Origin of the sequence: Lactobacillus selangorensis, assembly GCF_001437205.1 — a bacterium.
Lineage (GTDB): Bacteria > Bacillota > Bacilli > Lactobacillales > Lactobacillaceae > Paralactobacillus > Paralactobacillus selangorensis.
Window position 1 is genome coordinate 19,447 of record NZ_JQAZ01000009.1, and the last position, 15,298, is coordinate 34,744.

Annotated in this window: 16 protein-coding genes; 8 read left to right on the forward strand and 8 right to left on the reverse strand. The window is 45.7% G+C overall.

The window, feature by feature from the left end; genetic code table 11:
- Positions 1–55: 55 nt before the first annotated feature.
- Positions 56–541, reverse strand: coding sequence for a universal stress protein (locus tag IV40_RS09800; protein ID WP_057771113.1), 486 nt, complete (start codon positions 539–541; stop codon positions 56–58).
- Positions 542–728: 187 nt separating this feature from the next.
- On the opposite strand from IV40_RS09800, the gene IV40_RS09805 reads away from it, so the two are divergent.
- The 3 genes from IV40_RS09805 (at position 729) to IV40_RS09815 (ending at position 2,479) form a co-directional block, all read left to right on the forward strand.
- A complete protein-coding gene (locus IV40_RS09805; RefSeq protein WP_057771114.1) occupies positions 729–1,529 on the forward strand; it encodes a tyrosine-protein phosphatase in 801 nt (266 codons plus the stop codon).
- A gap of 50 nt (positions 1,530–1,579) precedes the next feature.
- The gene (locus tag IV40_RS09810) at positions 1,580–2,020 is read left to right on the forward strand and encodes a MarR family winged helix-turn-helix transcriptional regulator (RefSeq protein ID WP_057771115.1); all 441 of its coding nucleotides are present in this window, start codon (positions 1,580–1,582) and stop codon (positions 2,018–2,020) included.
- A gap of 93 nt (positions 2,021–2,113) precedes the next feature.
- The gene (locus tag IV40_RS09815) at positions 2,114–2,479 is read left to right on the forward strand and encodes a hypothetical protein (protein ID WP_057771116.1); all 366 of its coding nucleotides are present in this window, start codon (positions 2,114–2,116) and stop codon (positions 2,477–2,479) included.
- Positions 2,480–2,556: 77 nt separating this feature from the next.
- On the opposite strand, the gene IV40_RS09820 is transcribed toward IV40_RS09815, so the two are convergent.
- Positions 2,557–3,087 carry a PTS sugar transporter subunit IIA gene (locus IV40_RS09820; RefSeq protein WP_057771118.1) on the reverse strand — a complete coding sequence of 177 codons (531 nt, stop codon included), beginning with the start codon at positions 3,085–3,087 and terminating at the stop codon, positions 2,557–2,559.
- 175 nt (positions 3,088–3,262) lie between these two features.
- Here IV40_RS09820 and IV40_RS09825 point away from each other — a divergent pair, with 175 nt between their 5' ends.
- Positions 3,263–4,099 (forward strand): Cof-type HAD-IIB family hydrolase, encoded by an 837-nt coding sequence (locus IV40_RS09825; protein ID WP_057771120.1) that lies wholly within the window; start codon positions 3,263–3,265, stop codon positions 4,097–4,099.
- Between the two features lie 64 nt (positions 4,100–4,163).
- Here IV40_RS09825 and IV40_RS09830 read toward each other — a convergent pair whose 3' ends face one another.
- Positions 4,164–6,872 (reverse strand): glycoside hydrolase family 65 protein, encoded by a 2,709-nt coding sequence (locus IV40_RS09830; RefSeq protein WP_057771140.1) that lies wholly within the window; start codon positions 6,870–6,872, stop codon positions 4,164–4,166.
- Between the two features lie 142 nt (positions 6,873–7,014).
- Positions 7,015–7,188 (reverse strand): hypothetical protein, encoded by a 174-nt coding sequence (locus tag IV40_RS10815; RefSeq protein ID WP_156404279.1) that lies wholly within the window; start codon positions 7,186–7,188, stop codon positions 7,015–7,017.
- Positions 7,189–7,345: 157 nt separating this feature from the next.
- Here IV40_RS10815 and IV40_RS09835 point away from each other — a divergent pair, with 157 nt between their 5' ends.
- On the forward strand, positions 7,346–8,197 hold the full coding sequence (locus tag IV40_RS09835) for an aldo/keto reductase (RefSeq protein ID WP_057771122.1): 852 nt from the start codon (positions 7,346–7,348) through the stop codon (positions 8,195–8,197).
- 49 nt (positions 8,198–8,246) lie between these two features.
- Here IV40_RS09835 and IV40_RS09840 read toward each other — a convergent pair whose 3' ends face one another.
- The 4 genes from IV40_RS09840 to IV40_RS09855 form a co-directional block, all read right to left on the reverse strand.
- Positions 8,247–8,903: a MerR family transcriptional regulator gene (locus IV40_RS09840; protein ID WP_057771125.1), complete on the reverse strand. Its 657-nt coding sequence runs from the start codon at positions 8,901–8,903 to the stop codon at positions 8,247–8,249.
- A 73-nt stretch (positions 8,904–8,976) separates the two neighbouring features.
- Complete coding sequence (locus IV40_RS09845) at positions 8,977–9,552, reverse strand: hypothetical protein (RefSeq protein WP_057771127.1); 576 nt, start codon at positions 9,550–9,552, stop codon at positions 8,977–8,979.
- 114 nt (positions 9,553–9,666) lie between these two features.
- A complete protein-coding gene (locus tag IV40_RS09850) occupies positions 9,667–10,185 on the reverse strand; it encodes an HdeD family acid-resistance protein (RefSeq protein WP_057771130.1) in 519 nt (172 codons plus the stop codon).
- 82 nt (positions 10,186–10,267) lie between these two features.
- Positions 10,268–11,014, reverse strand: a complete 747-nt coding sequence (locus tag IV40_RS09855) for a TIGR02452 family protein (RefSeq protein ID WP_057771132.1) — start codon at positions 11,012–11,014, stop codon at positions 10,268–10,270.
- Between the two features lie 163 nt (positions 11,015–11,177).
- Here IV40_RS09855 and IV40_RS09860 point away from each other — a divergent pair, with 163 nt between their 5' ends.
- The 3 genes from IV40_RS09860 (at position 11,178) to IV40_RS09870 (ending at position 15,248) form a co-directional block, all read left to right on the forward strand.
- Positions 11,178–12,557 (forward strand): hemolysin family protein, encoded by a 1,380-nt coding sequence (locus tag IV40_RS09860; RefSeq protein WP_057771133.1) that lies wholly within the window; start codon positions 11,178–11,180, stop codon positions 12,555–12,557.
- A 401-nt stretch (positions 12,558–12,958) separates the two neighbouring features.
- Positions 12,959–14,236: a NupC/NupG family nucleoside CNT transporter gene (locus IV40_RS09865; RefSeq protein WP_057771135.1), complete on the forward strand. Its 1,278-nt coding sequence runs from the start codon at positions 12,959–12,961 to the stop codon at positions 14,234–14,236.
- Positions 14,237–14,291: 55 nt separating this feature from the next.
- On the forward strand, positions 14,292–15,248 hold the full coding sequence (locus IV40_RS09870) for a nucleoside hydrolase (RefSeq protein WP_057771137.1): 957 nt from the start codon (positions 14,292–14,294) through the stop codon (positions 15,246–15,248).
- The last annotated feature ends 50 nt before the right edge of the window (positions 15,249–15,298 follow it).

A 15,298-nucleotide genomic window follows, 5' to 3' on the forward strand; every position in this document is an offset into this window, starting at 1 on the left:
AAGCAATTGCGACACGAAAAAAAGACTATGACTTCAGCCATAGTCTTGACATCCTTTATTTCGTTGCTTTCTTTGGTAAGCGGGTCTTATTATCTAATTCAGTCTTGACGATCAGCACATCGCAAACGGCCATTCGATTGACATAAGATGTGACCGAGCCGACCAGAACGCGTTCAACGGCATTTAAACCGGTGGAGCCGATCATGATCAGATCTGTGTGATGATCTGTCGGAAAGTCTTGGGCAATAACGGGCTTCGGATTCCCGAAACGAACATGGATCGAAATATCTTTAATGCCTTTTTGTTCAGCCTTGTACTTCAAGCTGTTCAAATAATTCTGTGCGTCCTCAGAGATTTGATAGATCGCATCGCCAGTAAGCATGCCGCCGTAATTGCCGGCAAACTGCTTGGTATCTAACACATTTAAAATATCAAGATGGGCGTGGTTCCGTTTGGCTACTTCTTCAGCCTTGCTTAAGGCCAATTCAGCTTCTTTGGAGCCGTCGACAGGTACTAAGATGCTTTTATATTCTTGTTCCATGATTTTCAACCTACTTTCATTGAGTTTGAAAGTGCTCTCTTCCCTTTAAGAATAATAGTTTCGCCGCTTTTATTCAAGTCTGATGTTGGCCGTGCCGCTAAATTTATTTTTCCTAAATAATGTTTTTCTTTTTCAATCAAGTTCGGTACACTAGAAGCAAAACAATTAAAGGGAGGTTTCTTTAATAATGTCTGTCTCAGCACCGCAACGTTTGTTAAATATTCAGGGCGGCGAAAACTTCCGTGAATTAGGCGGTTATCGCACGCAAGATGGTCATACTGTTAAGTGGCATAAATTGCTCCGTTCAGGTAAGCTGGATAAGTTGACGTCAGCTGATGAACAATTGCTGGATCAATATGGCGTTGTCCAAGATATCGATTTTCGTTCACCCGACGAGGTTCGTAAATCTCCGGATAAAGTGCCGGTAAATGCTGTTTATGAACACGTTCCCGTTTTCACCTACGATCAAACGGAAAGTTCAGTCAGCCCCGAAAAAATGCGTCAGACGCTTTCGGCCGATTCGCAAACAGGATTCCACCAAATGGTCGATGCCTACCATGGACTCGTTAACGATGCCCATTCAAAGCATGCCTACCAGAAATTTTTTGCTGCGCTACTTAGCAATGACCAGCCAAATCAGGTCCTGCTGTTTCATTGTACAGCCGGTAAAGATCGGACTGGGATGGGCGCCGTCTTTCTGCTGAGTGCATTGGGCGTCGAACCAGCTGCGATCCGGCAGGATTACTTATTGACCAATCAAGTTACCACCAAAAAAATCGCGTCGATGCACCAGCGTTTGGAGCAGGAACATGCTAATGCGAACTTAAAGCAGAGCATGCAGGATCTGATGACCGTCAATCCAGCCTATTTGGACACGGCCCTTGAAGATATTCAGAAACAATCAGATACCATCCAGCGTTATCTGCATCAGGAACTCGAGTTGTCTAAAGATGATATTGCGGTCTTGCGCCACATTTATCTCGACTAACTCTGCTACACCCCGCCTTGACCGTATCATCCGTTAAGGGGGAATTCAGCGTGCCCGAACCAGAACATGCCAAATTGCAAAACCTATTTATTACCTCATTTCAAGTCAACCACAAGCTGGAAAAAATCTTGTTGGAGGAGATCAAAGCCTTTGATCTCAATTTGACCCAGTACCGTGCCCTTGAAGAGATTGCTCACAAGGACCCGACCAGCCTAGTCGATATTCAGCATCAGCTGGGGATCGCATCCAGCACTTTATCGTCAGCCGTTGATTCATTGTCGCAACGCGGTCTGATTCGTAAGAACCGTGACCCTAACGATTTACGGACTTTAGAAGTTTATTTAACGGACAAAGGCACCGAAGTCGTCACACAAATCTTCACGACCAGCTGTGAACGCCTAGAACCGTTACTGGAGACCCATCCAGCTTATGATTTCGATCACTTCATGGAGCTGCAATCCCGACTTTTGGATTTCCTTGAAAAAATGTAAGCCGAATACTAATTTTTTCTATTCATTGCACGAGAGGTTGGCTATAATAAAAATAAAGTTATTTATTTCAGATCAGAAGGAAGGTCACACATTATGAAACTCTATCAGGCACTGACTCAGATCACGATCGATGATGTGATGGTCGATGACAATCCCACATTCACGATCGAAACGCAGCTCCAAAAACCGTTGCATTTTTCACCCGATCTTTTATTTCACTATATCGACGCTGTTTTAAAGCCGGGCTCACGGCATGATGAAAATAATCTTAATTACGTTTCGAATGCCTCATTCATCACCGAAAACTTTGAATACAGCAAATATGATTTCTCGAAGTCCCTCAAAGACTTCGACGATCGTGTCGAATTTGCTCGCAACGTGGTCGCCGATCTGACGCGCCATGTGACGATCAACATCGATCTGGAAAAACGTCAATTCCAATTAAAGTTCAGTGATTAACTTATTTGGGCTAGCACATAAAAAAGACCCGCACATGCGAGTCTTTTTTATGTACTGTTTGAACGTATCCAAACAGCTTATTCGTCGTCTTCCGTTTCCGGAATCATTTTACCAATTGGTTTGCCCTGAGCAACATTGCCCTTGGCGGTAAGACTGAAACGTAATAATTGCTCGGCGGCATTGGTAAAAGCCAAAATAATGACTGGGTCCAATGCGGCGGCTTTGATTTGCTGAAGATCAATCTGTGCTAACGCTTGACCGGGCTGGACTGGCTGCCCTTTTTCGACCATAATTTCAAACGGTTTGCCCTTCAGGCTAACCGTATCGACGCCCATATGTATTAAAATCTGCAGCCCATTCGCCATCGTTAGACCAATGGCATGTTTGCATTTGGCAACCATCGTCACCTTGGCCGCAGCGGGACTCGTGACCGTGATTGTCTGCGCCTGATCATCAGCTGGTACGACGCCGACGCCGCTGCCCATTGCCTGACTGGCAAAAACGGGATCGCTGACTTGATCGAGCGTCACTAATTGACCCGACACTGGTGCGTACAGGTGCTCATCATCGGCCGGCTGATGGTCCCGATGCCGAAATATGTTAAACATCCTGCTTCCTCCTTAAACCTAACTGATTAAATATTTAATAAGATTATCATAACAATAAATGGGCATCGTGGCACATTTATTTTTCACAGCCAGATAATCGCCCTTTTAAAGCCTTTTCCGGTCCAAAGGCGTTATAATGAACTTGATAACAATCTTTGATTGGGAGTGAGTGATCGTGAGTATTCAACTAATTGGGATGGATATGGATGGCACCTTCTTGCGAGATGATAAAACATTCGATGAGCCGCGCTTTCAGAAACAGCTTGACGAAATGAACGCCCGCCATATTCATTTTGTCGTTTCCAGCGGCAACCAGTTTTTGCATTTAAAGGAAATTTTCAAAGATATCCATGGCAAGATTTCATACATTGCTGAAAATGGTGCCTTTGTCATGACCGGCCGGGATGAAAAATTGGAACAAAGCTTCATCAAGCCGAACGTTCTTAAACGGTTTGTCCATGAATTGGAAACCAATTCGATCTTCGCTGGCGGCAACCACATCCTCTCTGGGGAACATGGTGCCTACATTCCAGATAACGAATCAGCCGAAGATATTAAAAATGCCAAGTATTACTACCAGGACCTGCATATCGTCCATAACCTCGAAAATGTCGACGACAACATCTACAAGATTTCTCTAGGCTGGGACAGCGATGATGTCTCGACCCAAATGCGGTTTATCGACCAGCAGTTCAAAGGTTTATTGCGGGGCACTTCCAGCGGTCGTGGCGGGATTGATGTTCTCAATGACGGCATCAGCAAAGCCAACGGGATGGAAATCTTCAGAAAGCATTGGAATCTGACCCGTGACAATATGGCGGCCTTTGGCGATAGCGGCAACGATATCGAAATGCTGAAGGCTTGCAAATACGGCATTGCAATGAAGAATGCCGCCCCAGAAGTCAAAGCGATTGTCAACTACGAAACCGTCCATGATAATGAACACGATGGCACGCTCGATACAATCGATCGCATCCTAAAAGGCGAACCGTTACATCGCATCGAACATTAAATCAGCGTTCTCAAAAAAGGGCATCCGGATTTTTCCGGATGCCCTTTTTCATGAAGCAATTTAATTAGTCATAAGTGACAGTTTCGGTCTTATTGGCCGTCAATGAAGTTTGTTCGCCCTGAATCCGAACCGAAACATCTTGATTAGCGGTGACTTCAATCTTGTTCTTAGTGACTAAGAAGTGATATTCAACGCCACGGAACAAGCGGATGAATTCAATCGAACCCCATTGTTTCGGCATATGCGGATCAATGCTGATTTCAGCTCCCCGATCATCAACACCGGCATAATCACGTTCGGTGACCATAATCGTGGCGCCCATAACGCCTAAATGAATTCCTTCGGCAGTCGTCCCGCCTTGGATATCGTAGTAATCAGAGGACAATGCCTCTGAGAAGAGATCCCATGACAGGTCACGCTGATTATCCAGCAAGGCTAATTCGGCGTAGACAATCCGTGACAATGTCGAACCATGTGTGGTCCGAGCCAAGTAGTAACGGACATTCTTAACCAGATAGTCAGCTGGTAATTTGATACCTTGTGCCTTGAAGACGGCTTCGAAATGGTCCAATGGCAATTCGTAAATAGCCTGCAAAGTATCAGCTTGTTTAGCAACCTGATATTCATCCGGCGATTCGTTTTGAGCCTTCAAAATCCGGTCAATCCGTGAAATGTCGCCATACTTCTTCTTGTAAGCATCCAAATCGAGCGGCTTCAGTTTGAAGTATCCTTGGAATTGGGCGATAATGCCGTCATCACTGACTTCGATTGTCAAATCACGCTGAATCTTGCGCATTTCATCAATGTTATCGTGGTTGAAATCGGCATCCTGATACAATTTAGCATTTTCATCCTTCGGCAGAATCTGAATGAACCGTTCTACCGTCTGGAACAACCAGACTACCATGACATTCGTGTAGGCGTTGTTGTTCAAGCCGGCCTTTTTCGCACCCGGATATCCTTCATGGAATTCATCCGGTCCCATCACGCCATCGATATCATAGGAGCCTTCTTTGGCATTGTACTTAGCCATGCTGGCCCACATCTTAGCCACTTCAAGCAAAATCGGCATCCCATATTGTTTCATAAAGTCGATGTCGAGTGTCTGATGGTAATAGTACCAGATGTTGTAAGCAACAGCCAAAGAAACATGACGCTGCAAACGGCTGTTATCAGGATCCCAAGTATTCGTCAATGGATTCAGATGGACGAACTGCGATTGTTCATCGCCGTACATCGCCGACTGCCATGGGTACATGGCCCCATCGTAGCCATTCTCTTTGGCATACTTCTTGGCAGCGTCGAGACGCTTGAACCGATATTGCAATAATTTTCTGGTCAAATTCGGATAATTCTGTGTGTAGAACGGCATGATGAACAAATCATCCCAGAAAATGTGGCCCCGATAAGCTTCACCATGGAGCCCACGTGCCCCGACGGAAGCATCGAGATTCTTGTTGGCCGTTTCAGTGGCAGTCACAAAGGCATGGAAAATATCCATCCGCAGCAGTTTCTGTGCAACAACATCACCGGTTACCTTCAAATCGGCCTTTTCCCAGATACGCTGCCAAGCTAGACGGCTGTTCTTCTCGGCTGAAGCAAAGCTATCATTATTCAGTGCGTTGAAGAGGTCTTCTTCCAAGTCGCCCTTTGTTTCCAAGCTGGTAAACATGACGACATCCTTGGTAAATTGATAGGACTGGTTTTGTTCGGCTGAGAAGACAATGGTCTGTTCCATGATATCGTCATGAGTGTAATTGCGGAGTTCGTCGCCGATATCGATCGTTTCATTATTGACAACGCCTAAATTGGTTCCGAAGGCGAATTTGACGTGCGACGTCTTCGTTTCACCGAACATATAGTTTTCGGTACCGGATTCTTCCGTCTTCGTAATGTCATAATGGCGATTCTTGAAATCACTGTAACGAGCGACGTTAGCGTTGACAGTACTGCCGTCCAGACGTGAAATCAGTGTCATTTCTCCGGAGAAATTCAATGGTGTCAATGTGTATGAAACTGCATAGTGATGCCAGTTCTTCATATCGGCGTATTTGATCGTCTCCACTTTGACTTTTTTACCGTCTGGCAATGATACAATCATCTGCAGCTTCAATGCACCCGTCTTGAAATTCAATGACTTATACACGTCATCAATCATACTGTCATCGAGTGCGAACGGCTCGCCGTCCCCGACTTTGAAAGTCATGAATTGCCCGTTCGGCATGTTTACGAGGTCTTCATTGACCACATCCCGTCCATGAATCGGCGTTGTCAGCTGGTTATAAACCCCAGCAATATATGTCCCAGGATAAAAGTTCTTCGATTCGTTGGCTTCAACAAACGAACCACGCAGCCCGAAGAACCCATTTCCGACGGTCAGCAGACTTTCTTGACCGTATTCTTTCTTATCGTGATAGATTCCGTAATAAGACAGATGCCATTCATCTTGGTTGGTCTGCTGACGAGTGGCTTCTTCGAGCCCCTTGTCGGCCACCGCTGCCTGACTGACGACTGGAATCAAAAGCTTATTCGTCAAGCCAATCCCAATATCGACCTTTTCGCCATTGATTTTAACAACGGTATCGGAAAAAACAGATTCGGACGCATTGGCTAATACCAGCGCATCAAAATGCTGCGGACGCAAGGCATCGGCTAACCGTGTCAAAATACCGTCAACGTCATCGTCCTTTGTAAATGAGATATCGTAGGAATGACCATCTTCCTCATTCCCGCTGATTTCCTGATCATGTACTTCAAGTGTCAGATACTTCATATTCATAGCTCCCCTTCACCAAAAGAAATTCGATCAATTGATATGCAAGCGCATACTTTCTACAAGGTCATCATATAACGCCAGCGCTTGAATAACAACTCGTAAAAAAAGGAGGACCGTTTTAAAACAGTCCTCACCTTTGTTAATCTAGATCCTCGTGAACTAACTGTTGATCCTGAACTTGCGTTTTTTTCTGAACGAGATGATCAAAATGTTTCCGCACTTCGGTGAACCCTTGCTCATGCTCGATTTTGCCTATTACTGAGGAAAAATCATGCTGATCAGCACCTACATGGATTTTTTTTACTTGTTTCATCCGACATTCCTCCTGATTCGATTCCATGACTTCCTAACACCCATATTATAAGCATAAATGAATTTGAACTGGTGAAATGACGCTTGCGATTTTAAATCCCAATTTCAAAGTGAAAGCGTTACAATGAAGTTAGCATAAATAAGGAGGCTATCTGAAAATGGTACAAAACTTATCTAGCACATATACATTGAACAATGGTGTCAAAATCCCAATCGTGGGCTTTGGCACTTGGCAATCCGAAGGCCCTGACGCTAAGTCGTCCGTCGAAACGGCGATCAATGACGGTTACCGTCACATCGATACGGCCCAAGGCTATCATAATGAAGCGGAAGTCGGCGCTGGGATCACCGCCAGCGGCATTAACCGTGACGACCTCTTCATTACCACTAAAATCGATAATAATAATCACGGCTACGAGCTGACCAAAGAGTCGTTCGAACAGTCGCTCTCCGATTTGGGAACTGATTACGTCAACCTGCTGCTGATTCATTGGCCGAATCCGATTAAATTCCGTGAAAACTGGGCAGAAGCTAACGCTGAAACTTGGCACGCCATGGAAGAAATCTACCAGGCCGGCAAAGCGAAAGCAATCGGAGTTTCCAACTTCCGGCCGAAGCATTTGAAGGAACTCGCTAAAACAGCCAGTGTGGCTCCCATGGTCGACCAGATTTTCTTGGCACCTGGTGTTCTGCAGCCTGAAACTGTTTCGTACTGCCAGGAAAACAATATTCAGCTTGAAGCGTACAGTCCTTTAGGCACCGGCGATATTTTCAAGTCACGCGACATGTCCACAATCGCTCAACGTTACCACAAGTCAATTTCACAAGTGGCCTTGCGCTGGTCCTTGCAGCATGGATTCCTGCCATTGCCAAAATCGACAAATCCGCAGCACATTCAAGAAAATACCGACATTTTCGATTTCGAATTAAATAAAGAAGATATGGCTAAGATCGATAAAATCAAAGGTCTCAAAGACAAGATTGCCGACCCAGATACCGTTGAATTCTAAACATAAAAGCAGGTCCAAAACAAATGTTTTGGGCCTGCTTTTATGTTGCTTACGATTTAATGAAACCGAGCAGCTTCTGCCACCATGTTTGTTTCGTTTCCAACGGCGAAACCTGCATATCGGCTAACGTCCGCACCCCGCCGGCATAAGCCGTTTTGCGTTGGGCCGCTTCATCTTCCTTTTCGCTGTGCAAATATGTATTCGGGTCGGCCTTCACGGCTTCTTGCTGGTCCCGATGCTCATTCTGCTGATCGAGCTTCCTGAGGATCGCCGCATTCTGTTTCTGAACGGTTGCCAAAGTCGTCTGTAAGTCGTTGATAGTTTGTTCCTGCTGATTCATGGCGGCGTTCATCGCACTCATCTGCTGAACAGCCTGCTGGAACTGTTCGGCCGGTACAGGCGCCGTTTCCGTCTTCTGTTGCGGCGCTTGTTGCGGCGTTCTGCTTTCAGAGATGGCATACAACTGCCGAATGGCGTCCTGCAGCGTCGTATTTTTTTGATGGCTCAGTTTGATAACCTGTTCCAAATTTTCAATATCTTTGTGTGTATACAACCGCATATTCTGCGAATTACGTTCGAAGTACTGCGGCTGACTGGTCGTTTTTTCGATCATCAGCGAATACTTCCGCAAAGTGGCGACACTAACCCCTAATTTTTTAGCGGCCTGCGAAGGTGTTTGAACCTCCTTAAATTCAACATCTGACATCTAGCATGCTCCTTTCCCGAAGAACTAGGTCTGCATTTATTATAAAAATAATCTTGTAGCGCTGCAAGTACCGTTATGCATTGTCCCGTTGTTTCAGGACTAAATGGGCATTGATGGCCATCCCGATTCCAAGGCCGGCAATGGCACCGACGACCAGCAGCATCCAGAAGATGTGCCCGATCATCACGCCGTTATATAAGATCTGGCCAAAAATGCCAGCGCCTGCTCCAATCGCAAGGCCTAGCAAAACACTGCTGAAATAGATTAGGCCAATTGCTTCCTGCAAATGCTGGTCCATCGTCGCATAGTAATGCTGCCAAGAGGCGTACTGCGGATCCTTCAGCAGCGGATTGTCCGGATTGTTGACGGCGAAGATTTTTTCGGTTTGGACCAATGCGTCCGCCTCGTTCATCCCCTGTTTTACGAGCGCATTGGTGTAATCGATCATGTACGCCGCCAGCTGTTCGGTGTCTTCCGTATGCTGTTCGGAATGGATGTGCCACCGGATTGCCTGCTGCTTGGCCTTGATCATCGTCTGATTGACCTTGGTCCCCAAGATCTCAAAATAACTCATTTCGTCCTTTGCGGCAGGACGCTTTGTTGCCGTTTTTGCAAATTGCTGAATATCGGCCAAAGTCGACTTTTTCATAAGGAATCCCCTTTAATTTCCGTGTTTCGTGATTGTTTTCTATTGTACCATTGCTTTAGATACAAAAAAAGCGCCCGAACGGACGCTTTACCGAATCGAAACGGTTGAAATTCTTTAGAACGCTTCTGTAATAAAGGCAATTCCAAAGAAGATGAAGTAGAAACCAGCTAAGTAGATCAAAACGCCGGCCGACATCATCGGATTGAACAAGAGTGAAATCCCGCAGATAACCGCCAAGATATTCAGGATCACAATGAACCAGTAATAACCTTTGCTGAACTGACGATAAATGCCTGCAGTTGCTAATTCAACGATTGAATCGGCAATGAACCAGACCGCAAAGACATAAGGCAGGATTGCCGTTGTAACGCCGATATGGAATAACAGATAAACTCCTAAGATAATATCGATGATCGCAATGATCAGCAGCCAAGTCCCATTTGCACCGACTGTATTTTTAACGGTATTCCGGAACCATAATTCATAGATGCCCTTGATCAGCGCAAAGCCACCGAATAAATAGGCCAGCGTTACTAAACTTGCTAAGGGGCGTGTGAAGACAACCCATGCCGCACACAACGACAAGATCCCAACGATCAGACTGAACCAATCAAACCCTTTTGTTTTTGTCATAATGATCTATCTCCCTTTGTTCATATTTTCTCTTCACCTTTCATTGTAACGTGTTCATTTCAGAAAAGCGTTAAATATGCCCTCACAAAATCTGCTTGAAAAGATCATAAGTCTTCTGGCTAGGATCCAAAACGGCAAAGTAAACGGTCGTAAAGACCCCATTAAATTCTGGGCGTGACAAGATCCGTTTGAAGATTTGCGCCACCATCGTCGGATCATTGCCGAACACACCGGTCCCGAACGCACCCAGCAATGGTACCGTCACTTTTTCATCCTTAAACACACGCACTGTGTTGAGAATCTTGGCTTCCAAATCAGCTTCAATCTGATCATCCGTCAGCTCGCCATGGGCCTGACTCAGATTAGGAGCATTGACCGTCAAAATGTCCGTATACCGATTTTGAACCGGCTTACCGCTATCATCCTGTGTGATCCGGACATGACGCGAATAAATCATGTCACGAGTGTACAGCCCATGATTCGGATGATCCCGATTCGGCCGATAATAAGTGGCCGTGAATTTTTCCAATTCCGGCAGCAGATACGTATCACGGGCAATCGCCTCTTCTTGGGCATTGACGCCGAGCTCAACGCCGCCGCCCGGTGTGATCGGACTGGCAAAATTCATGATGCCTAAATGGCCCTCCAGCTGCAAAGCCAAGGAAATGACATCCTGATTGACCACTTTGATGGGCGCCTCTTTTCCAGCGGCCACACCTGGTGTTTCCGGCGCCATACTCTTGATTAAGAATGACTGAGCGTCGCCGGGATTTTCTTGATACTGCTTCATCGTTGCTTGAAAAAGCGCAATATTCTGTTTTTGACTCATGTGGATTCCCTCCTTTGGCCTTATTATAGGCGGGACCGCACCAAAAGGGCTGGTTTCAATCTCGTAAATTCTGGCAAAAACTGTTTTTTAACGCATTTTCAAGCTAGGCAATGGTAGAATGAATAATGAAAACATGATTGAAAAACGAAATGGGGAATGAAGCTTGTCTAGTGGTGAAATAGTGACCAACTTGGTCATCATTTTAATAACTTTTGTTTTCGCGGCTTTCTTTGTTTTAAGTGAATTTGCATTGGTGCAGACACGTCCTAGTGCCCTTGAAGATAAAATCAATTCTGGGGAAGGAAATCAAGCTAAATTGAAACGGGCCCTTAAAATGGTCCAGCGTTTGAATGAATACTTGTCAACGACGCAGGTCGGAACTAGTTTAGCTGGAATCATCTTAGGGTGGATTGGTGAATCGACGATCGAATCGATTTTAGTCGATTTCTTCGGTTTCGTTCATTTAGCTTCAGGGTCCTCACTGAATGCTTTAGGTGCAATTGTCGGGGTTGTTCTGCTGACTTACCTCGAAGTGGTCTTCACCGAAATTGTGCCAAAGAACATTAGTATCGACATGCCGCTCAAAATGCTGATGCTGGTCGTCACACCGTTGCATTACTTCCATGTGGTCTTCTATCCGTTTGTCTGGCTGCTGAACATTTCAGCCTTAGGAATCGTCAAGATGATGGGCTTGCAGCCGGCTGACGAAGGCAATGAAGTCTTTTCGCAGGCTGAGATTCTGAGTTTGTCTAAAAATGCCGTTTCAGGCGGGGCCCTTGATAAGAATGATTTGCTGTATATGCAGCGGGCCTTCGAGTTCAACGATAAAGTGGCCCGTGACATTATGGTCGATCGGACCAGTCTTTATGTAGTGGATATCACCGACACCGTCAAAGATGTCATTAAGGATTATCTGCAGCAAGGCTATAGCCGCTTTCCAGTTGTAGCGGATAACAATAAGGATAAAGTCCTTGGTTATGTCTATATCTACGATCTGGTCCGGCAGGCGCAGGTCGATGATTCGATCCGCATCAGCAAATTGCTGCGGGCCATCATTACCGTTCCTGAAACAACGCCGATTCAAACGTTGCTGACGCAGATGATTCAGAAACAGACACCGATTGTTGTTGTGGTGGATGAATACGGCGGCACTAGCGGAATCGTCACTGATAAGGATATCTATGAAGAATTATTCGGGACCGTTAAAGATGAAATCGACGACGTCTCTGATGAATACATTATCAAAGAGACCAAGGATACGTATAAGGTCAGCGGTAAAACGACTTTGTATGATTTCGAACGTTACTTCCACACTCAAATCAAGAGTTTCGATGATTCGGAAATTGTGACGGTGGCCGGCTTCGTCCTTGAGAATTATCCGAAGATTCGTCTGAATGATGTGATCACACTCGGCGACTTTGATTTCAAAGTCAGCGATTTCAGCCGTTCCTATATCAATTGGTTCGAAGTCCGGCATCATCCGCATCCAGCGAGTGAAACGACAACTGAGGAAACAACGGAACCAACCAGTGAAGCAAACTAATTCAAACAAGCATCTGTGAATGATTTTCATTTGCAGGTGCTTTTTTGCAGCTCATTTTTCTGAAAATATTTTCACAGGCGGCCCCATAAAAAGGGCTATCGCTCCAGTATGAATTATGGTATGCTTTTAGCAAGGTTATTGGCGATTCACGCCTGCAATTCGCATCATTTTCAGATAAATCACGAACATCACAACAACCTTTATTTTGATTGTTTCGTTTTTAAATTTGAATTGGGTAGGACCAATTTTCATAAGACCCCCTACCCGTTTGCGAGGCTTGAAAATATAACACCAAGAAGGGAAGTTCCTTGATAGCCGCGAAGTTGTCAGCAACGGATCAGAACGGTCAAAACTATTAAACGGCGGCACCCGCCGTGAAAATCATCTGGGAGGCTACGAGTGTGTATCTTGTAATCAATATTATTGGCGTGTTTGTTTTCTTAGGAATTGCCATTATTTTTTCGAAGGATCGGAAGAACATCAACTGGAAGTCAATTGCAATTATGCTGGCCATCAACGTCTTAATGGCCTGGTTCTTAACTGGATTTCCGCTGGGGCGCGACATTGTCAAAGGGGCTGCGGCCGGTTTCAACTGGCTGGTCCAAGTTTCCTACACTGGGATCGAGTTTGCGTTACCAAACTGGGTCCATGTCAAATCAATGAACTTCATTACCAGTGCCTTATTACCGATTCTGCTGATTGTGCCGATGTTTGATATCTTAACTTATATCGGTGTCTTACCTTTCATTATCAAGTGGGTCGGCTGGGCCTTGGCAAAAATCACCGGACAGCCGAAGTTTGAATCTTTCTTTGCGGTTGAAATGATGTTTTTGGGCAATACCGAAGCCTTAGCTGTCTCCGGTTTGCAGCTGAAGAAAATGTCCGCCAAACGCGACTTGACGCTCGCCATGATGTCCATGAGCTGTGTCACCGCCTCGATCATCGGTTCGTACACCAAAATGATGCCCGGCCAATTTATCCTGACGGCGATCCCAATCAACATCATGAACGCCATCATCGTCACCAACATCTTAAATCCGGTTTCCGTTTCACCAGAAGAAGACGTCATCTACAAGATGGGCGCCAGCAATGCTGAAGCAGACACACAAACAACTGATACAAGCGGTTCTGAATTAGCAGCTGAAACACAAACTAAAGCAGCTGAAACCGAAAAACGCGAACCGTTCTTCTCCTTCTTAGGTGATTCGATCTTGGGGGCCGGCAAACTGGTCCTGATTATCACCGCCAACGTCATTGCCTTCGTCGCATTGGCCGCCTTAATCGACCGTCTGCTGGGCCTGGTCAATCCATGGTTGTCGCTTGAACATTTGCTTGGTATCGTAATGTTCCCATTCGCATGGTTAACTGGGATGGACGTCAGCGAAGCCTTCAAATTTGCACAGTATATGGGAACGAAACTCGTCACGAACGAATTCGTGGTCATGGGCAATGTTTCCCCAATTCTGCACACCTTCTCAAAGCATTTCCAAGCCGCTTTGACTGTCTTCGTCACTTCATTTGCCAACTTCTCGACCTTGGGCATGATTATTGGGGCCTTCAAGGGCTTGGTTGACAAAGAAAAGAACGACGTCATCGCCCGCAACGTTGGTTATTTATTGTTATCTGGTATTTTGGTTTCCTTATTATCCGCCGGAATCGTCGGCATTTTCGTTTGGTAAACTGCTGACCTTCTGAAATACGTTTCAGTTCAACTTACACAAAGGAGCGAGTTCATTGGCAAAACAAAAAATGATTTTAGATTTGGATACTGGTATTGATGATGCTTTAGCAATTGCTTACGCCGTTGCTTCGCCCGAAGCCGATTTGATTGGGATTCTCAGTTCATACGGCAATGTTGTCGTTGAACGCAGTGCTAAAAACAGCCTGCGTATTCTTGATTTATTAGGGGCATCCGATGTACCCGTCTTTCTGGGCGAATCGCATTCAGTTGTGACTGATCACTTCGATGTGATGCCGATTAGTGCCCAAATTCATGGGAAAAACGGGATTGGCGAAGTCGCTGTGGCTGAGTCCAGTCGTGCGATCGAATCTGAATCCGCCGTTGATTTCATCATTGATGCCGCCCATAAGTACAAGCAGGATCTAATCTTAGTGCCCACTGGTCCGTTGACAAACCTGGCCGCTGCAATCCGCAAAGATCCCAGCATTGTCAAAGAAATTGGCAAAGTTGTTTTGATGGGCGGCGCTTTGACCGTCCCCGGCAATGTAACCGATGCGGCTGAAGCCAACATCAATCAAGATGCTGTCAGTGCCAATGAAGTCTTCACAGCTGGCTTGAATCTGACGATGGTCGGACTCGATGTCACCCTGCGGACACTGCTAACTCGCAAGGAAACCCAGCAATGGCGTGATTTACACACCAAAGCCGGCGACGCCTTTGCCGATATTGTCGACTTCTATATCAAAGCCTATGAAATCACCAGTCCTGGTTTGAACGGTTGTGCTTTGCATGATCCATTGGCCGTTGGAGTGGCCTTGATGCCAGACCTCGTTACCACCCTGCCGCTCAACATGATTGTTGAAACTGAAGGAACAACCTGGGGTCGGACGACTGGCGATGCCAACCGTCTGAATGAGCCATCAACTGATCAAGCTTCCTTGACCGTCGATGCCGATCGGTTCCTGAACTTGTTCATGACACGCCTCTCGAAACTGTTTGAGGAAAACTAAATCCCAAAGAACTGTGACCTAAGTGTTTCTTTCACGAAAAATGACTCTTT